Source organism: Ralstonia sp. OTU4908 (assembly GCF_038440115.1).
Classification (GTDB): Bacteria; Pseudomonadota; Gammaproteobacteria; order Burkholderiales; family Burkholderiaceae; genus Ralstonia; species Ralstonia pickettii.
Map to the genome: position 1 here is coordinate 1 of NZ_JASATD010000027.1, position 18,588 is coordinate 18,588.

Annotated in this window: 21 protein-coding genes; 7 read left to right on the top strand and 14 right to left on the bottom strand. The window is 61.9% G+C overall.

The window, feature by feature from the left end:
• Positions 1–82: 82 nt before the first annotated feature.
• The 4 genes from AAHM38_RS19050 to AAHM38_RS19065 form a co-directional block, all read right to left on the bottom strand.
• Positions 83–886, bottom strand: a complete 804-nt coding sequence (locus AAHM38_RS19050; RefSeq protein ID WP_116576637.1) for an ABC transporter ATP-binding protein — start codon at positions 884–886, stop codon at positions 83–85.
• Positions 887–904: 18 nt separating this feature from the next.
• Positions 905–1,756, bottom strand: coding sequence for a nitrate ABC transporter permease (gene ntrB, locus AAHM38_RS19055; RefSeq protein WP_116576636.1), 852 nt, complete (start codon positions 1,754–1,756; stop codon positions 905–907).
• A 55-nt stretch (positions 1,757–1,811) separates the two neighbouring features.
• Positions 1,812–3,092 (bottom strand): CmpA/NrtA family ABC transporter substrate-binding protein, encoded by a 1,281-nt coding sequence (locus AAHM38_RS19060; RefSeq protein ID WP_102064438.1) that lies wholly within the window; start codon positions 3,090–3,092, stop codon positions 1,812–1,814.
• Between the two features lie 571 nt (positions 3,093–3,663).
• Positions 3,664–4,302, bottom strand: coding sequence for an ANTAR domain-containing response regulator (locus tag AAHM38_RS19065; RefSeq protein WP_116576635.1), 639 nt, complete (start codon positions 4,300–4,302; stop codon positions 3,664–3,666).
• Between the two features lie 146 nt (positions 4,303–4,448).
• Between AAHM38_RS19065 and AAHM38_RS19070 the strand changes: the two genes are divergently transcribed.
• Both AAHM38_RS19070 and maiA read left to right on the top strand, forming a co-directional pair.
• Positions 4,449–5,150: a fumarylacetoacetate hydrolase family protein gene (locus AAHM38_RS19070; RefSeq protein ID WP_116576634.1), complete on the top strand. Its 702-nt coding sequence runs from the start codon at positions 4,449–4,451 to the stop codon at positions 5,148–5,150.
• A gap of 26 nt (positions 5,151–5,176) precedes the next feature.
• On the top strand, positions 5,177–5,821 hold the full coding sequence (gene maiA / locus AAHM38_RS19075; protein WP_012761075.1) for a maleylacetoacetate isomerase: 645 nt from the start codon (positions 5,177–5,179) through the stop codon (positions 5,819–5,821).
• A 76-nt stretch (positions 5,822–5,897) separates the two neighbouring features.
• Here maiA and AAHM38_RS19080 read toward each other — a convergent pair whose 3' ends face one another.
• The 7 genes from AAHM38_RS19080 to ftsY all read right to left on the bottom strand — a co-directional run bounded on the left by AAHM38_RS19080 (position 5,898) and on the right by ftsY (position 11,733).
• Entirely contained in the window at positions 5,898–6,428 is a 531-nt protein-coding gene (locus tag AAHM38_RS19080; protein ID WP_125472868.1) for a hypothetical protein, read from the bottom strand.
• 596 nt (positions 6,429–7,024) lie between these two features.
• Complete coding sequence (locus AAHM38_RS19085) at positions 7,025–7,351, bottom strand: hypothetical protein (RefSeq protein WP_012761077.1); 327 nt, start codon at positions 7,349–7,351, stop codon at positions 7,025–7,027.
• Between the two features lie 783 nt (positions 7,352–8,134).
• Positions 8,135–8,599 (bottom strand): hypothetical protein, encoded by a 465-nt coding sequence (locus AAHM38_RS19090; RefSeq protein WP_258035441.1) that lies wholly within the window; start codon positions 8,597–8,599, stop codon positions 8,135–8,137.
• Positions 8,600–8,673: 74 nt separating this feature from the next.
• Positions 8,674–9,297 carry a hypothetical protein gene (locus AAHM38_RS19095; protein WP_116576631.1) on the bottom strand — a complete coding sequence of 208 codons (624 nt, stop codon included), beginning with the start codon at positions 9,295–9,297 and terminating at the stop codon, positions 8,674–8,676.
• On the bottom strand, positions 9,294–9,905 hold the full coding sequence (locus AAHM38_RS19100) for a PAAR domain-containing protein (protein ID WP_012761080.1): 612 nt from the start codon (positions 9,903–9,905) through the stop codon (positions 9,294–9,296). Before AAHM38_RS19100 ends, AAHM38_RS19095 begins: the two co-directional genes overlap by 4 nt.
• An 11-nt stretch (positions 9,906–9,916) precedes the next feature.
• A complete protein-coding gene (locus tag AAHM38_RS19105) occupies positions 9,917–10,279 on the bottom strand; it encodes a PAAR domain-containing protein (RefSeq protein WP_012761081.1) in 363 nt (120 codons plus the stop codon).
• Positions 10,280–10,542: 263 nt separating this feature from the next.
• Positions 10,543–11,733, bottom strand: a complete 1,191-nt coding sequence (gene ftsY / locus AAHM38_RS19110) for a signal recognition particle-docking protein FtsY (protein WP_116576630.1) — start codon at positions 11,731–11,733, stop codon at positions 10,543–10,545.
• 60 nt (positions 11,734–11,793) lie between these two features.
• On the opposite strand from ftsY, the gene AAHM38_RS19115 reads away from it, so the two are divergent.
• From AAHM38_RS19115 to AAHM38_RS19135, 5 genes are all read left to right on the top strand, one after another.
• Positions 11,794–13,290 carry a M16 family metallopeptidase gene (locus tag AAHM38_RS19115; RefSeq protein WP_165835801.1) on the top strand — a complete coding sequence of 499 codons (1,497 nt, stop codon included), beginning with the start codon at positions 11,794–11,796 and terminating at the stop codon, positions 13,288–13,290.
• Entirely contained in the window at positions 13,290–14,642 is a 1,353-nt protein-coding gene (locus tag AAHM38_RS19120; protein ID WP_116576628.1) for a M16 family metallopeptidase, read from the top strand. The genes AAHM38_RS19115 and AAHM38_RS19120 overlap by 1 nt, the downstream gene beginning before the upstream one ends.
• Positions 14,643–14,735: 93 nt before the next feature.
• On the top strand, positions 14,736–15,392 hold the full coding sequence (gene rsmD, locus AAHM38_RS19125; RefSeq protein ID WP_116576627.1) for a 16S rRNA (guanine(966)-N(2))-methyltransferase RsmD: 657 nt from the start codon (positions 14,736–14,738) through the stop codon (positions 15,390–15,392).
• A gap of 197 nt (positions 15,393–15,589) precedes the next feature.
• Positions 15,590–16,093, top strand: a complete 504-nt coding sequence (coaD, locus tag AAHM38_RS19130; protein WP_004633426.1) for a pantetheine-phosphate adenylyltransferase — start codon at positions 15,590–15,592, stop codon at positions 16,091–16,093.
• 50 nt (positions 16,094–16,143) lie between these two features.
• The gene (locus AAHM38_RS19135; protein WP_004633424.1) at positions 16,144–16,407 is read left to right on the top strand and encodes a YfhL family 4Fe-4S dicluster ferredoxin; all 264 of its coding nucleotides are present in this window, start codon (positions 16,144–16,146) and stop codon (positions 16,405–16,407) included.
• A 68-nt stretch (positions 16,408–16,475) separates the two neighbouring features.
• Here AAHM38_RS19135 and AAHM38_RS19140 read toward each other — a convergent pair whose 3' ends face one another.
• From AAHM38_RS19140 to AAHM38_RS19150, 3 genes are all read right to left on the bottom strand, one after another.
• Complete coding sequence (locus AAHM38_RS19140) at positions 16,476–17,114, bottom strand: DUF4124 domain-containing protein (RefSeq protein WP_116576626.1); 639 nt, start codon at positions 17,112–17,114, stop codon at positions 16,476–16,478.
• Between the two features lie 24 nt (positions 17,115–17,138).
• The gene (pth, locus tag AAHM38_RS19145; RefSeq protein WP_116576625.1) at positions 17,139–17,741 is read right to left on the bottom strand and encodes an aminoacyl-tRNA hydrolase; all 603 of its coding nucleotides are present in this window, start codon (positions 17,739–17,741) and stop codon (positions 17,139–17,141) included.
• 170 nt (positions 17,742–17,911) lie between these two features.
• Complete coding sequence (locus tag AAHM38_RS19150) at positions 17,912–18,538, bottom strand: 50S ribosomal protein L25/general stress protein Ctc (RefSeq protein ID WP_004633417.1); 627 nt, start codon at positions 18,536–18,538, stop codon at positions 17,912–17,914.
• Positions 18,539–18,588: the final 50 nt, after the last annotated feature.

Below are 18,588 nucleotides of genomic sequence, written 5' to 3' on the forward strand. Positions count from 1 at the left end.
CAAAGAAAGTGAGTCGGCCCCGGCAGGGGACGAAACAGAGGCCAACCACCAACCTCAAAACCAACAAGCAAAACACAATAATTCAGGCCGCCTCCGCCACCGGATGCCTCTGCTTCCGATAAAGAAAATCCAACACCGCCGTCCGACAAGCGTGATAAGTCGGATCCTCCGCCAACGCCATCCGATCCCGCGGCCGCGGCAAATCCACCGTCAACACCTCACCAATCGTCGCAGCCGGCCCATTCGTCATCATCACGATGCGGTCCGCCAACAGCACCGCTTCATCCACATCGTGGGTCACCATCACCACCGTGCTGCCGGTCGCCGCCACGATCTTCAGCAGCTCATCCTGCAGATGCGCCCGCGTGAGTGCATCCAGCGCGCCAAAGGGCTCATCCATCAGCAGCACCTTCGGCTCCATGGACAATGCGCGAGCGATCCCGACACGCTGCTTCATCCCGCCCGAGATTTCATGCGGATGCTTCTGCTCGGCATGCGACAAGCCGACCAGTGCCAGCGCCGCATGCGTGCGATCACGCAACTGCGCTTTGGTCTCGCTCGTGCCGAAGACGCGCTCGACGGCGAGATAGACGTTGTCAAAGCACGTGAGCCACGGCAGCAGCGAATGGTTCTGAAACACCACCGCCCGGTCCGGCCCCGGCCCGGCAATCTCGCGCTCGGCCAGGATCAACCCACCCGTTGTCGGCCGCGTGAGGCCGGCAATGAGATTGAGCAACGTCGACTTACCGCAGCCCGAGTGCCCGATGAGCGCGATGCACTCACCGCGCGCCACCGTCAGGTCGATATCGCGCAGGGCGACGAACGGACCGCGTTTGGTCTTGAACGTCTGCCCGACGTTTTCAATGCGCAGGAATTTGTCTGTCATGGCGCTCCCCCTTTTTCCTCAAACCGCGTCGTACGAGAAGCGCCGCGCAATCGCCAGCAGCGCGTGCTCGAGCAGCAAGCCCACCACGCCAATCACAAAGATCGCGATGACGATGTGTTCGACCTTCAGGTTGTTCCACTCGTCCCACAGCCAGAAGCCGATGCCGACACCGCCGGTGAGCATCTCGGCCGCCACGATGACCAGCCACGCCGTGCCGATGGACAATCGCACACCCGTCAGCATGTAGGGCAGCACGGCGGGAAACAGCACGCGCGTGAACACCTTCCACTCAGACAGGTTCAGCACACGCGCCACGTTCAGGTAGTCCTGCGGCACGCGCGTGACACCCACGGCGGTGTTGATCACCATCGGCCAGATCGAGCAGATGAAGATCGCCCAGATGGCCGCCGGGTTGGCCGATTTGAACAGCAGCAGCCCGATCGGCAGCCACGCCAGCGGCGACACCGGCCGCAGCAGGCTGATGATGGGCGAGGCCATCGCGTTGAGAAACGCAAAGCGCCCGATCAGGAAGCCCGCCGGAATGCCGATGACAGCCGCCATGCCGAAGCCCGCACCCACGCGCGCCAGCGAGGCCAGCACGTTCCAGCCCACACCCTGGTCATTGGGGCCATTGCGATAGAACGGATCGGCAAACAAGGCGACCGCTGCTTTCCACGTCACCGCCGGTGTCGGCAATGCGGGGATGGCCGTGGCAATGCCCTGCCACGCCAGCACGAAGAGGACCAAGCCCAGAACGGGCGGAAAGCCGCGCACCACGGCAGCGACAAACCAGTCCCGCACAGCGAACCGGCGATGCTCAGGGGCGGCGTCGGACTGCACGCCAGACAACGTTTTGACGAGCGTGTTCATGTCGGGCTCCATCGATGTGAGGTACCGCAATCGGAAATTCGGACGGACGGCGGCGTCAGGCTTTCAGCTTGAAGCCGTCGGCATACGCGGCGGGGTTCTTCGCATCCCACACCACGCCGTCGATCAGCTTGGCCGTGCGCATGTCGCTCTTGGGCAGCGGCGTGCCGGTGGCGGTTGCCGCCTGCTTGAAGATGTCGATGCGGTTGACCTGCTTTGCGACGGCCAGGTAATCCGGATGCGCCTTCAGCAGGCCCCAGCGCTTGTGCTGCGTGAGGAACCACATGCCGTCCGACAGGTACGGGAAGTTGACCGCGCCGTCGTGATAGAAGCGCATCGGGTCCGGGTCGTCCCACGTCTTGCCCAGGCCATTCGTATAGCGGCCGAGCATGCGGTCGAGAATGATGTCCATGTCGGTGTTGACGTAGGACTTGGCGGCGATGGTCTCGGCCGTCTTGCGGCGGTTCGATGCGGATGCATCAATGAACTTGCTTGCCTCCAGCACCGCGGCCGTGAGCGCACGCGCGGTGTTCGGATACTTTTGCACGAACTCCGCCGTGGTGCCGAGCACCTTCTCGGGGTGGTCTTTCCAGATGGCCTGTGTTGTCTCGGCGGTAAAGCCGATGTTGTCCGCAATCGCGCGGGCACCCCACGGCTCGCCCACGCAGTAGCCGTCCATATTGCCCACGCGCATGTTGGCCACCATCTGCGGCGGCGGCACGGTGATCGCCTTCGCTTCCTGCAGCGGGTGGATGCCGTGCGCGGCCAGCCAGTAATACAGCCACATCGCATGCGTGCCGGTCGGGAAGGTCTGCGCGAACACATATTCGCGCTTGTCTTTTGCCATCACGGCCTTCAACGACGCGCCATCCTTGACGCCCGCTTCCTTCAGCTTGGACGACAGCGTGATGGCCTGGCCGTTGTTGTTGAGCGTCATCAGCACGGCCATGTCTTTCTTGGGGCCGCCAATGCCGAGCTGCACGCCGTAGATCAGGCCGTAGAGCACGTGCGCCGCATCCAGATCGCCCGATACCAGCTTGTCGCGCACGCCGGCCCACGAGGCCTCTTTCGACGGCGTGATCTTGATGCCGTACTTCTTGTCGATGCCGAGCGTGGACGCCATGACCACCGAGGCACAGTCCGTGAGCGGGATGAAACCCACCTTCAACTCCGTCTTCTCGGGCGCATCGGAACCGGCGGCCCAGGCACCGGCACGCACCAGCGGATCGATCAATGCCACGGCACTGCCTCCTGCAATCGTCGCCGCGGCTTTCATGATGCTGCGGCGCTTCGGGTTGATCGGGTTGACGAGAGCGTCGGTCTTGTCTGGCGCGGCCATCCATGGCTCCAAAGAAAAAGCGTCCCGACGCGCGACCGCCACCCATCCGAAAGAGGGGCGCGCTGCCGTGCATCGGGACGCCGTTGTCCCGTGCCGGTACCCACGTTGGCACCGGCTTCGCAGCGACACTTGCAAGGGGTATGCCAACGTTGAGAGATGCATGCTGGCGTTCCGCGTTCCGATCTCCACGCGCCGAGCTTTTTTCTCGGCGTTCCGAGCTCGGAGCTCGGCGTGCGAGGCTTTTAGCTTGGCGGTTGAGGTTCAGAACTCGGCGCGCGACGCTTTTAGCTCGGCGGTTGAGGCTCGGAGCTCGGCGCGCGAGGCTTTTAGCTCGGCGGTTGAGGCTCGGAACTCGGCGCGTGAGGCTTTTAGCTCGGCGGTTGGGGCTCGGAACTCGGCGCGTGAGGCTTTTAGCTCGGCGGTTGAGGTTCAGAACTCGGCGCGCGAGGCTTTTAGCTCGGCGGTTGGGGTTCGGAACTCGGCGTGCGAGGTTCGGGACGCCGCGCGCGACTGGTGCGTTTCCAGCGCCGGAGTTGTGCGACGCACCAAAACTGGGCGGTGGTCTGACCGCTCAGCCGGCCATCACATCGATCACGCGTTGGGCGGCTTCCACCAGCTTGATGTTGCGATCCATCGCCATCTTGCGCAGGCGCTTGAAGGCGTCGTCTTCCGACAGGTTCATCTGCTTCATCAGCAGGCCCTTGGCGCGCTCGAGCACCTTGCGCTCGGCGAGTTGCGTCTTGGCGGTGTCCAGCTCGGCCCGCAATTCACGCTCGTGTTCGAAGCGGGCATAGGCGACGTCCAGCACGGCCTTCACACGCGTGGGCTTGATGCCGTCGACGATGTAGGCGGTGATGCCGGCGGCAAACGCCGTCTTGATGCGCGTGGCGTCGTCGTTGTCGGTGAACAGCACGATGGGGCGTGGAGCATGCTGCGTGGCCACGCAGACGTGCTCGATGGTGTCGCGCGCGGCCGATTCGGAGGCGACGATCACCATGTCGGGCTGGGTCTCGGCGATGCGCTCGGGCAGCGTCAGGTCGGCATCCGCCAAGCCGACGTCCACGAAGCCGGCCTCGGCCAGCCCGGCGCGGATCAGCTCCAGATTGATCTGTTCGGCGTCGAGCGGATCGCGCACCAGCAGCACGCGCATCGGCGCGGCCGGGAGGTTGGCAGCGGGCGGGGCGGATGGGGTGGGCGGTTTCGCTTGCATGGTGCAAAGTGGGGCAGGGTGCACGTCGCTTATGCAAGAACCGCGCCGGGGCGGTGCGGGTGTATTCTCGCAAACTCGTCGGTCGCCGGGGGCGGTGGCCGCAGTTTCCCACCTGTTCCAATCCAGCTTAGTCCGAGGAGACCCGCATGACCGAATTCGTCGTCACCCCGCCCGCCGTCAATGGCATTCCCGTGCGTGGCGGGCATGGCCAGTTTCCGGTGCGCCGTGTGTACTGCGTCGGCCGCAACTACGCCGCCCACGCGCGCGAGATGGGTTCCGATCCCGACCGCGAACCGCCGTTCTTCTTCTGCAAGCCGGCCGACGCCGTGCGCTACATCGCAGACGGCGAGACCGGCCAGTTCGTTTACCCGACTGAAACCCGCGATTGCCACTACGAGATCGAACTCGTGGTCGCCATCGGCACGGGCGGGCGCGACATCGCCGTGGAAACCGCAGCCAACCATATCTACGGTTACGCCATCGGCCTGGACATGACGCGCCGCGACCTGCAGAACGCCGCCAAGAAGGGTGGCCGCCCGTGGGAAACCGGCAAGGCATTCGACGGCTCCGCCCCCATCGGCCCGATCGTGCCGGCCAAGGATGTGGCGCGTCCGGACAAGGGTGCCATCACGCTGTCGGTCAACGGCCGCGAACACCAGCGCGGTGACCTGTCCGACCTGATCTGGTCGGTGCCGGAAACCATTGCGTATCTGTCGCGCCTGTTCGAGCTGCGCCCCGGCGATCTGATCTACACCGGCACGCCCGAAGGCGTTGGCCCGGTCGTCGTCGGCGACCTGATGGTCGGCAAGATCGACGGCGTGGGAGAGCTGCACGTGAAGGTGATTTGATAGACCCGCTAGAAGAGTCAGAAGCCATGTCGATCAAGCTGTACAACTATTTCCGCAGTTCGGCGTCATTCCGCGTGCGTATTGCCTTGGAGGTCAAGGGCCTGCCGTACGACTACGCGCCGGTCCACCTGCTCAAGGGCGAGCAACTGGCCCCAGACTTCGTCAAGCTGAACCCCGATGCGCTGGTGCCCGTGCTGTGCGATGGCAACGACGTGCTGAACCAGTCTTTGGCCATCGTCGAGTATCTGGAAGAGACGCATCCCGAGCCCACGCTGCTGCCGGGTTCGGCGAGTAATCGCGCGCATATCCGCGCGATTGCGCTGGCGATCGCATGCGAGATCCATCCGCTCAACAACCCGCGCGTGCTGAAGTATCTGAAGCACACGTTCAACGTGGAAGAAGAAGCGCGCAACGAGTGGTATCGCCACTGGGTGAAGCTGGGGTTTGCGGCGCTGGAAACGCGGCTGTCACAGTCGCCGCTGACCGGCGCCTACTGTGTTGGCGACACGCCGACGCTGGCCGACGTGTGCCTCGTGCCGCAGGTGTTCAACGGCAAGCGGTTTGATGTGGCGGTGGAGGATTACCCGACGCTTGCGCGCATCTTTGAGCACTGCATGGCGCAGGAGGCGTTTCAGAGGGCTGCGCCTGCGGTGCAGCCGGATGCGGCGTGATTGGGATGTGGGGCGTCGCGGTGGCGGCGCCTTTTTTTCCATCGGACATCCAACCCTAGGAACAAAAGTCAGTTCGCTAGTTGTTGATGGAGATGATCTTGATCGTCGGCTTACTTCGGCCTCGTTCCGTGATGCCGCTGATCCAAACCTCGCCGTTCCCGATCATGATGCCCCGGTAGCTCACGAACACATCCTCAAATCGTTGTGCTTCGATCGCGTCCTTCACGCGTTGGTTGAAGATCAACGGGTACTGCTTTCTAAATGCCACCGGCGTCGCGATGGTGCTTGCTCGGTCTAGAGCATGGATGCGCAAGGGGTATTGGACGAGCCGGCTGAGGGCAGTCTTGTCATCGCGCTTGGTCGCGTCCTTCAAGCAGTCAAAGAATAGTTTTGCCTCGTCAAAGTCCAAGCCAGCTTGTTCATTCACCGCTCTACGAAACACATTTTCTGCCGAACGCGATGGAACAGAGAGTGAGGTTTCAGCTTGATAGCTCGGCTTGCCGGTGAGCACGTGCGGGCAGTTTGCGTACGTTGTGCCGGGCGGCATTGCAAAAGACAGGGCTGTGATTGCTTGCAAATAGAGCAAGGGATGGGGGCGCAGAGCCATAGCCAATGTTTGGAGGGGCGTCGTCGTTTCCTTCTGCGGCGCCGCCCGTCTGTCGAAAAGTTGAAAGTCACCAATCAGCGGGTACGTTGGTGGGGTCTTTGGACCATTCGGCGTACCCGCCCGGCGACGTGCTCGTATGGATTCGGCGTAGCACGATGCGTTGAGATTGAATGGCGCTCTCCGCGTCATAACCGCTTCGATGTACGAGGCGACCTTTTACAGCGCTGGCGCCGATCGTGCCGGCAAACTCGAATAGATCTCGTGATGGGCGCCCTTGCGGACCTGAGCTTCGGCTGAACTCAGTGCCAGTCGACAACTTTGCCCGAAATCTGATGGCGCTTGTCGAAGGGATGATCTGAGCGTTATCGATGATGCCGCACGGCGTTTCGATCCCGGTCGACACGCACAGCTTTCCGAAGATCCGTTTCCCCTCACGGTAAAGATCAAGGCTATACCCCTCAGTATGTGGGTCGTCTGTACTCCCCACAGTGCGCTGGTTAGAGAAGGAACCAAGATGCTGAGTAATCGTCGGCGCTGCTGCTGAAGATGCGCCCATGAAAATGATCACGGCAAGTAGAAGCGAGCGCACTTCACAATCAGTCCGGTGACGACGACGTGGAGTGCTGCGCAGCGCCAGATCTGATACGGGCTGGCTGGATATCAAAATTCTGCCTGTCGATGACCCAGCCACGCCCATTCTTGCACTGAATCTCGGTGTGGAGATAGACCTTCATGACCACGCTGCGCAGTGGGGTGCATGTGTCGCCGGGCACCAAGGTGAACAAGACCCGGTCTTCGGTGTCCTCTTCTGAAGCATAGGCGGAGGCACTTTGCTTCGCTGTCCACACTGCAGCTGCATGTTCTCTTGAGCATGCGGTGGCTACCAGGGCATTCAGTAGAAGCATTGGGACAGAAATCCTCATGGACTCTCCTTGGCGCAAAACCGTTTTTCCTTGACCCGCTTCGAGCGAGACAAACCAACAGCAATGTCTTCGGGGCTCACCATGCCAAAGGCTGACCAACGGGGGTCATAGGCAACGATCCCCACCAAGTTCAGCACGTCAGCCACATTCGACGAGCAGCTGTTGTCAAGGAGGCTATAGCTGTGCTTGACCGGATTTTTCGCCTCGAGAAGCCATAACTCCTGAGTCTCGAATTGAGAAGAAAGAAAAATCCCGCTGAGAAGCGTATTTTGCTTTTATCTATGTTTCTATTTTGCCTCTTCTTTACCATTTTGACATTTCTAGAATATTTTTAAGGAATGAATTTTGTGCCTTCCTGAGTTCATAGAGGCATCCCTCATAAACTGCAGGATACATAGTTCCATCGGAACTCTTTTCCCATTTTGCGCCCGCGTCTCGTTGCAGCTCGCAAAATTTTTCAGCGTGCGATTGCGAATTCATGTATTCGTCTAGTAGTCGAGCATGAAAATTTCCATGGGGAATTGATTTCAAAATACTCTTGTAAATTATTTCATTCTCTTTGATAAAATTAATTCTTGATACTTGGTAACATTGCGCATCCCCATATCCGCCTCCAAGATGTTTCAGGCAATCGGATTTGTTATTCGAGGAGAAAAAGGCGAAGCCCGATACGGTTACCAAGATTGGGGCGATTATTTTAGTGAGATACATCATAAACGCCGTGTGGCTGGGAGTAGCAGCGCGTAGCCTAGGAGGCTATGCATTTCAATGCCCATCCGTTGATCAGCGACTGCCCTCAGTGAATGTCTTGAGTTTCTTGATGTCCGCCACCTTGAAATAAAGCGTGAGCCCGGCATTTCTGTCGGGCGGAATGCGGGCTACGAAAGCGGACCGCACAAAGGCTGCACTTCCATTGCCGTTGCTCTCGACAAGGCAAACGTACTGCTGGGCATCCTCGCGAATCACCGCGTACAGGGCCCGTTCAGGCGGTTCGATCCGTTGAGGTTTGTACTGCCCGCGTGGGATTGCCCGGCTGATGTATCCCCGATGGCGACCCACTATCACGAAATCATCGTTGCCGTGCTTACTTGTCGCATAGCCAACGCCGAGACTGTTTGACTTAAAGCCAGGCCTAAAGACCGTGTAACCGGGTACTTCGTAGTCATCTTGGAGAACCTCTGCCCCATCGATCGGAAGGATGGAAATCGTGCTGCGGACCGGCTTGTCGAATAGAAGGCAACTGTCCACGATTGAATCGGATGGAGCGCTAGCGCGTGCTTGCAGGGAAAGAAGGCACAGTATCGATGCAGCAATCGATCTAATCACTTGTACTTCTTTGCGCGAGTGACGTTGACGAAGTCTCTGCTGTAACGCCAGAAGATCGTGCCGCCAACGCCCGCCGTAGATTCGTAGGCCCATGAGTATCGACCTACCTCTTCTTGCACTGAGGCCGTCTTCCCGTTGACTTTCTTCTTGACGGTCTTGTAGAGGATTTTTGTTCTCCTTGAATCAGGAATCCCGTACACGTTGTGAGCTGGGTCGACGCGCACGCCATGCCATACCTTCGAATGCTTCGAATAGTTTGACTTGATATCTGCGCCGTCCCAAAAATAGGCGCCATTCGAGTAATCAAATCCACCGGAGAAAGCGTTCCTCGCAGCCCTGACTGCGTGGGTCATTGGTGCGCTCTTCCCAATTTCATCTGCTGTGGCCTCCATTAGCAGGGCATACCGCTTGTTTCCGTCCGTTCGTACAAACGAAAACGTCGGGTCTTTCGAGGTGAAAGCTTCGATTGATTGATAGCCGCGAGCCTTCATCTGGCGGACCATGACACTGGCGAGGGCAGCCATCTCTTCGTACTTGTTTTGTGTAGAAGATTCTCCATACGCGATGGCTGCCAGAAGGCGCTCCTCAGGCGCCAAATTGGATATTGCTGATTGGCTCATGCTTGGGCCTCCCGCGATTTATCGAGCCACAGGACAATGCCAATCGAAAGTCCGCCACGCACGATGACGCTGCGTCCATCAATGAGTGCTGCGTCCTGGCTACTACGTTTGCCGTTGGTTAGCAGGTCATAGCGATAACCTGGCACGGGTTGGCCTGTGTCTGCATCAACGAGTTCGTAGTACTGCTCGACAATGTCTTCCTCGTCGGGGTGAATACGGTCATGCACAGACTCGCGCTGCTGAACATAGTCGGGAGCACCCGATGGCACAGATGACAACGGCAGCACTCCGGCATGCCCCTGAGCAATACTCCCCGCTCGATTCACCGCAACCCGAAACTTGTCCGTCGAAGCAATGGCGCGAGGGGGATTGGCGCATTTGCAGAAAATCCACGCACCTTGAATGGCGAGCTGACGACCGCTCGGAAGCCCGAACGCTGGGTAGGCGTCATTGACTAGGTAGCCCATGGATTTGCAGGCTGGGCAAGTTGCCAGATCCCCTTCCGCAGCCACCTCTTTGCCGTGGAACCGCATCCTGCCGGTGGCAGTTATGACGCCACCCGTCGTTGTTAAGTCACCATGCCTGAGGCCGGGGCGCATGTATTCCATGATCGGCCCCCTCAGATCACGCTGTCGGTCGCCGGCTCCGGACGGTATGCCGGGTCAAGCAGGCCGATGATGGGCGCGTCCGCCGGTTCATCGAAAGTTAGGGCCGTGATTGGCGATGAAACAATGGTGTCGCCGTTGCTTAGTGGGCTGCCAATGATGGCAGCAGGCCGGTCATCGCCCACTAGTGCAATGCCTGCACCCGCAGTAATGACGGCCGTGCTGCCGTCTGGGTAGACAGCTTCATCGCCTACAAGCAAGAGCGTGGGTCCGCTATCTCGGATGCTGCAGGAGCCCTGAATGATCTCGCCGCCGTTGGCTGTCTTCGCGCCGTTGAATGCCGCGACGTAGACCTTGCCGGATTGTGTGTTTTGCATCTGCCATCTCCACATGAGAGCACTTCGCTGAAGTGCTCCATTGGAGCGGCGCCATGCGCTGAATCTCAATCAGACAATTCCAATTCGTTGAATGTTTGAACTCAGCGCAGAGGGCATGCTGATCAGAGGGCGACTAGTTGAGCTTTAACACACGCGATGTGCTGGTATGTGCTGGTAAATGCTGAGCACCGATAAGTTCGACCGCAAATGGAAACGCCCTGAACAATTCAGGGCGTTTCTGTGCAACAAGGTTTCGCAGGACGTTATCCCAACAACGCATCCGCAAATTCCCGCGCCGAAAACGGCTGCAGATCCTCCACCTGCTCGCCCACGCCGATGAAGTAGACCGGCACCGGCCGCTGCCGCGCAATCGCGGCCAGGATGCCGCCCTTAGCGGTGCCGTCCAGCTTGGTGACGATCAGGCCGGTGAGGCCAAGCGCTTCATCAAAGGCTTTAACTTGTGCGAGGGCGTTCTGCCCCGTGTTGCCGTCGATCACCAGCAGCGTTTCGTGCGGCGCCGTCGCCATCGCCTTGGCGGTCACGCGGCGCACCTTCTTCAGCTCTTCCATCAGGTGCAACTGTGTCGGCAGGCGGCCAGCGGTGTCGGCCATGACGATGTCGATGCCGCGTGCGCGTGCGGCGTTCACTGCATCGAAGATCACGGCGGCCGGGTCGCCCGATTCCTGCGCCACGACCGTGACGTTGTTGCGCTGTCCCCAGACCACGAGTTGCTCGCGTGCGGCGGCGCGGAACGTGTCGCCCGCGGCCAGCAGCACCGATTGGCCGTAGGTCTGGAAGTGCTTGCACAGCTTGCCGATGCTGGTCGTCTTGCCGGCGCCGTTGACGCCCGCGATCATGATCACCATTGGCTGTTCGCGGCCGAGCACCATGGTTTTTTCTAGGGGGTGCAGCAGCTCCACGAGCAGGTCGCGCAGGGCAGTTTTCACGCCCTCCGAGGTTTCGATGCGCTGGGCCTTGATGCGGCGGCGCAGTTCGGCCAGCAGGTATTCGGTGGCGTCGACACCGGCATCGGCCATCAGCAGGGCGGTCTCCAGCTCTTCGAACAGCGCTTCGTCCACCTTCACGCCGACGAACAGCGTGGTCAGGCCCTTGCTCGTCTTCGACAGGCCGGAGCGCAGGCGTGACATCCAGCCCTTGCGGGCCTGTTCGATGACGGCGGGCGTGGGCACGGTTTCGACGTCGTCGGCTTGCACGTCGAGCGCAGGCTGCTCGGCAGGTGCGTCAGGCACGGCAACGTGGGCCGGCGCAGCGACGGGTACGGCTACGGGAGCCGGCGCAGCGACAGGCTGGGGTGCTGCGGCTGGTGCGGGTACGGGAGCGGGGCCGGGGATGGCAGCCGGGGCAGGCGCCTGCGCGGCTTCGGGCGCCACTGCGGGCGTGGGTTCGGCGGCCGGTTGGGGCTCTGCCTTGCGCTTCTTCCAGAAACTAAACATCGTAAAAGGCAGTCTATTTCGCCGTTAGAATCAAGCGTCGAATTTTATCAGACAGCCCTTATGCGCTCTTCCATGCGAATCGTTTCAAACCGGGCTCGGTCGCGAGTCTGGCAATTGGCCGCGACGGCCCTGGCGGCGGGCCTGTTGGCCTGCCATGTTGGCGCGCAGGAGCTGGCTGCCGCAGCGGGGCATCCGACCGCCGCCGTCACCGGTGGCAAGGTGGGCGCCAGCCAGTCCGACACGCACGAATACAAGCTGCCCAATGGGCTGCAGTTGATCGTGAAGGAAGACCACCGCGCCCCTACCGTGGCGCACATGGTCTGGTATCACGCCGGGAGCATCGACGAGCACAACGGCACCACCGGTGTCGCCCATATGCTCGAACACATGATGTTCAAGGGCACCAAGACAGTCGGCCCGGGCGAGTTTTCCCGCCGCGTGGCAGCCCTGGGCGGCCGCGAAAACGCCATGACCACGCGTGACTTCACGATGTACTTCCAGCAGATCGAGAAATCGCACCTGGCCGATGTGATGGGGCTCGAAGCCGATCGCATGGCCAATCTCCAGCTCACCGACAAGGAGTTCAAGCCGGAGATGAACGTGGTGAAGGAAGAGCGCCGCATGCGCATCGACGACTCCGCCCGTTCCACCGTGTATGAGCAGATGCTCGCCACGCTGTTCAACGCCGCGCCGTACCGCAACCCGACCATCGGCTGGCCGGGAGACCTCGACACGATGACGGTGCAGGACGCCCAGAACTGGTACCACGCCTGGTACACGCCCAACAACGTCACCGTGATCGTCGCGGGCGATGTGAAACCCGACGAAGTCTTCCGCCTCGCGCAGCGCACCTACGGCAAGCTCAAGCCGCATGCACTGCCGCGCCGCTATGCGCAGGAGGAGCCCAAGCAGATCGGCGTGAAGCGCATCTGGGTGAAGGCGCCGGCCGAGAATCCGTACGTTGTGCTGGCCTACAAGGTGCCGCGCCTGAGTGATGTGGAAAAAGACGTCGACCCGTATGCGTTGGAAGTCCTCTCGGCCGTGCTCGATGGCTATGACAACGCGCGCCTGTCGAGCCAGCTCGTCAAAGGCGAAAATCGGATCGCCGATGACGTCAACGCTGGCTACGACGGCCTGAACCGCGGCCCGTCGATCTTCCTGATGGACGGCTCGCCCGCCGACGGTCACACCACCGCCGAGATCGAACAGGCGCTGCGCGCGCAGATCGAACGCATCGCCAAGGAAGGCGTGACCGACGCTGAACTGAAGCGCGTGAAGGCGCAGGTTGTGGCCGCGCAGATCTACAAGCGCGACTCGGTGTTCGGCCAGGGCATGGAGATCGGCATGAACGAGATGAGCGGCCTGTCGTGGCGTTCCATCGATCGCCAGCTCGAGAAGATCAAGGCCGTGACGTCGGCGCAGATCCAGCACGTGGCGCAGACGTATTTCAACGAAGACAACCTCGTCGTCGCCACGCTGCTGCCGCAACCGATCGATCCCAATAAACCGGCGCGCAAGCCTGTTCCAGGTATGCGCGATGAAGGAGGGCTGCGTTGATGCGCGCCATGTCTCTGACCCTGAAGACGGCGCTGGTCGCCATTGTTGCAGCGGCAGCGCAGAGTGCCCTGGCCGCGCTGCCCATCGAACACTGGACGGCGCCGACCGGCGCGCGCGTGTTTTTCGTGCCGAGCCCGTCGATTCCGATGCTCGACATCAACCTCGACGTGGATGCGGGTTCGCGCTATGAGCCCGCCAACAAGGTGGGCCTCGCCTCGCTCACAGCGGGCATGCTCGACAAGGGCGTTGCCGCGCAGGGCAATGCGCCCGCCCGCGATGAAGCGGCGATTGCCGATGCCTTTGCCGATGTGGGCGCGAGCTTTGGCGGCGGCGCCGGTGGTGACCGCACGAGCCTGCGTCTGCGCACGCTGTCCGACCCCGTTGAGCGCGGCCCGGCCATCGCGCTGATGACGCAGATCGTCTCGGCGCCGACCTTCCCCGACGCGGTGCTGGCGCGGGACAAGCAGCGCCTGGTGGCCGCGATCCGCGAATCGCTGACCAAACCGTCGGTGCTGGCCGAGCGCGCGTTCGGCAAGGCCATCTACGGCACGCATCCGTACGGGCAGACCGCTTCGCCGGAAACGGTGGAGAGCATCACGCGCGACGACATCGTGCGCTACTACCAGGCCAACTACACGGCCAAGCGCGCCGTGGTGACGCTGATCGGCGCGATCAGCCGCCAGGAAGCCGAGGCCATCGCCGAGCAAATTACGCGCGGCCTGCCCGCTGACGGCGCCACGCCGCCGGGGCTGCCCGACGTGAAGATGCCGCTAGCAAAGGCGGAGACGATCCGCATTCCGCACCCGGCGCAGCAGGCGACCATCATCATCGGTCAACCGGGTATCGCGCGCGGCGACAAGGATTACTTCCCGTTGCTGGTCGGCAACTACGTGCTCGGTGGCGGCGGTTTCAGTGCGCGGCTGACGAACGAAGTGCGCGAGAAGCGCGGCCTGACGTACAGCATCGGCAGCTACTTCGCGCCCGCCGCGCAGCCCGGTCCGTTCGAACTGGCACTGCAGACGCGCAAGGACCAGACCGAGGAGGCGCTGGGCGTGGTGCGTGACACCGTTGCCAAGTTCGTCGCCGATGGCCCGACCGACGTGGAGCTAAAGGCGGCCAAGGACAACCTCGTCAACGGCTTCCCGCTGCGCCTGGACAGCAACCGCAAGCTGCTGGACAACGTGGCCAACATCGGCTGGTACAACCTGCCGCTCGATTACCTGGATACCTGGACGCAGCGCATCGCGGCTGTCACGCGTGACCAGGTGCGTACGGCATTCCAGCGCGCGCTGCAGCCGCAGACCATGGCGACGATCGTGGTGGGCGGTCCGGAGAAGGCCGCCGCGAATTGACGCACGGGGTCTTTATCCGAAAAACCGGCGGCATTTCCCGCCGGTTTTTGTTTGCGCTCGTTTTATGGGGCAACAGCCCCTAAAATCGCGCCCATGGCACCTCGTACCCCCAGCTCCAAAGGCCCCAAGGCCAAGACCGCCACGTCGCATGCGCGCGCACCTCAGCAGGTGCGCATCATCGGCGGGCAATACAAGCGCACGCCGCTCCCGGTGGTCGACGCCGACGGCCTTCGCCCGACCAGCGACCGCGTCCGCGAAACGGTCTTCAACTGGCTCGGTCAGGACCTGACCGGCTGGCGCTGCGCCGACATCTTTGCCGGCACCGGCGCGCTCGGCTTTGAGGCCGCTTCGCGCGGCGCCGCCCACGTGACGCTCATCGAAAACTACGCCCCGGCCGTGCGCGCGTTGCACGCCATCCGCGACAAGCTGGGCGCACGCATGGTCGACATCGTATCGGGCGACGCCTTTGCCTGGCTCGCTCGGCAGCCCGACGCTGCGCTCGATGCGGTGTTCATCGATCCGCCGTTTGCGCAGGACTGGACGCTGCGCGCGTTGGAAGCTGCGACGCGGGTGGTCAAGCCCGGAGGCGTGATCTACGTTGAAGCAGCGCAGCCGCTGGTGGATGTGAGTGCTGATTCACATGACGCCGAGCCGGCCGACGGCCTCGCGGTGCCCCCCGATCTGGTGCTTCACAAACACCTGCGCGCCGGTGCGGTGCACGCACATTTGCTGCTGCGCAAAAACGGTTAAACTACGCCGCTCGCGGCCGATGCATGAGCATCGGGCGGCACCTGCAATGCGGGTGCGCTCGATCGATATCGGCGGCACAGGCGGCAGGCTCGGGACCTGCCGCGCTCGATAACGCAACGGTGTCCGAATGCAGTACCGGCGCGGCCATGTCCCACGCCGACGCTTGCGGATGCTCTTTTCCCCTTGGTGGAGGAACCATGGTGATCGCGGTTTATCCCGGCACTTTCGATCCGTTCACGCGCGGCCACGAAGACCTCGTGCGGCGTGCGTCCAACATCTTCGACGAGCTGATCGTCGGGGTGGCGCAGAGCCCCAACAAGCGGCCGTTCTTCGCGCTGGAAGAGCGCATCGAGATCGCACGTGAAGTGCTCGGCCATTACCCCAACGTGCGGGTCGAGGGGTTTTCCGGTCTCTTGAAGGATTTCGTGCGCAAGAACGGCGCGCGCGTCATCGTGCGGGGCCTGCGTGCCGTATCGGACTTCGAGTACGAATTCCAGATGGCCGGCATGAACCGCTACCTGCTGCCGGATGTGGAAACCATGTTCCTCACGCCGTCGGATCAGTACCAGTTCATCTCGGGCACGTTCGTGCGCGAAATTGCGGTGCTCGGCGGTGACGTCAGCAAGTTCGTGTTCCCGTCGGTCGAGAAATGGCTCAAGGAAAAGACCGGCAAGACGGAAGGGTCGGGCAAATCGGAATAAAATGACGCTTTGGCGAGCGCTGTCTCGCCGGTCATTTCAAGGAAGGCATCATGGCGCTCATAATTACCGATGAGTGCATCAATTGCGACGTATGCGAGCCAGAGTGCCCCAACGGCGCGATTTCGATGGGCCCGGAAATCTACGTGATCGACCCGGGCAAATGTACCGAATGCGTCGGCCACTTCGACGAGCCTCAGTGCCAGCAGGTCTGTCCGGTGGACTGCATCCCCAAGGACCCGGCCCATGAGGAAACGCACGAGCAGTTGATGCAGAAGTACACCCAGCTCACCTCAGCACCACCACGCGCGGCGTGAGCACACAAAAAAGAGACGGCATTGGCCGTCTCTTTTCATTGGTGCCTACCGTCTTGTTGGCGGTGCGCCTACTGGATCGGCAGCAGATCTTCCGGTCCTTCGTAGGCATGGCCGGGCTCGCAGACGATGCGGTAGTACGGGTAATGCGGATGCGAGGGGCGCGGCACGATCGGTGTGGGCGCCACAGGTGCTTGCACGAACGGCTTCGGGCCGTTGCCGGGTTGGCGAAGTGCGCCAACAGCCGGCGCGGGAGGCTGGCGGATCACCGGCATCGGCGTCGGATAAGGTTGCGGATAGGGCAGTGGCCCAATGTAGACACGATGGCAGTAGCGAACGCCTTCCTGCGCAACCACCACTTTCTGCCGTTGGTCGCGGCGCGCCTGTTCGGCCGCCTGTGCCGCGATCTGGGCTTGGCGAGCGTCTTCGGCCGCCTGTGCTTTGCGACGGGCGGTTTCCATCTGCTGGACTTCGGCTGCCTCCGCGGTGGCGCGTTCGCGGGCAGCCTTCTGGTCGGCGGCCGTGGGCGTGTTGTCGATCATCGGTACGGGCTTCGCGCGCGTGCCGCAGGGGTGGTCGGAATAGGTCGTCTGACCGTTCTCGTTGCAGCGATACACCTGCGCGTACGTTGGCAGGCTAGCCGCAGCCAAGCCGAGCGCCAGACCCGCCAGCACGGCGGCGCGTGAGGTGAGTGTGGCGCACGGAGTCATGGCGGTGTCCTCTGGGTTAGCGGATCAGCGTGCCGTGTGCAGGCGCATCATGGCTTTTTCGGCGTCGCCGGCAATCAATTCGGGCAGCGCATCCAGGCTTTGATCGATCGCGCGGTCGATAAGGTCCTGTTCTTCCTTGCGAGGCGCCTTGAGCACGAAGTTGGCGACGTCATGCTGGCCAGATGCTGCCGTGCCCGGCGGCAAGAGATTGCGCGGATGGCCGATGCCCAGCCGCAGTCGCCAGAACTGCTGCGTGGTCAGATGGGCCGCAATGTCCTTCAGGCCGTTGTGTCCACCGGATCCGCCTCCGAGCTTGAGTTTGACAGCGCCGGGCGGCAAATCCAATTCATCGTGCACGACCAGGATTTCATCGGGCATGACCTTGTAGAAGCGGGCCAGTGCCACGGTGGCCAGGCCGGAGCGGTTCATGAAGGTTTGCGGCTGCAGCAGCCACACCTCGTTGCCCCACAGGTTAGCGCGCGCGGCATAGCCGTGAAAGCGCGTCTCGTTGCGCAGTGTCACGTTGCCCATGCGCGCGAGTTGGTCGACCAGCCAGAAGCCGGCGTTGTGTCGCGTCGCCGCATATTCGGCGCCCGGATTGCCGAGGCCGACGATGAGTTTGATCATGCGATTCGTATCAGGTTGAGGTGCAGGCAGCGCCCCTTGATCGTACAAGCATAGCTGCTTTCCGTAGCCTGGAGGCGGTGCGGCTCGCCCCGCTCAGGCAGAAAAAAAAGCCCGGCGAGACTGGCTCGGCGGGCTTTTTTTGCTCGCACCGAAGTGCGAGGTGCGGCAACTTAGGCTGCCGGCTTGTCTTCGCCTGCAGCAGCAGCGCCTTCTTCGGCGGCAGCGGACTTCTCGCCAGCCGGCACGCTGATGTTGGCAACAGCCGGGTTCTCATCGCCACCGTGGGTGAGGATGGTCACGCCCTTCGGCAGCTTGAGGTCAGCGATGTGCAGGGTCTGGCCGATTTCCAGCGTACCCAGATCCACTTCGATGAACTCCGGCAGGTCGGCCGGCAGGCACGACACTTCGACGTCGTTCAGGATGTGGTTCACGATGCCGTGGCCCAGCTTCACGCCCGGTGCGGTTTCCTGGTTCAGGAAGTGCAGCGGCACCTTGACGTGGATCTTTTCCTTGGCCGATACACGTTGGAAATCGACGTGCAGAACCAGTTGCTTGAACGGGTGCAGTTGGAAGTCGCGCAGCAGCGCCTTTTCCACCTTGCCAGCCACTTCGATGTCGAGGATCGACGAGTGGAAGGCTTCCTTCTTCAGCGCGTGGTACAGCGCGTTGTGATCGAGTTCGATCAGCTTCGGCTCGGCGCCAGCGCCGTAAATGATCGCCGGGGTCTTGCCGGAATTGCGCAGGCGGCGGCTCGCACCAGTGCCCTGAACGCTACGCTCGAAAGCGACAACTTTCATGATTGCTCCAAACGAAAAAGACGACTCGCGACCAAGCCGTCTGGTGAACG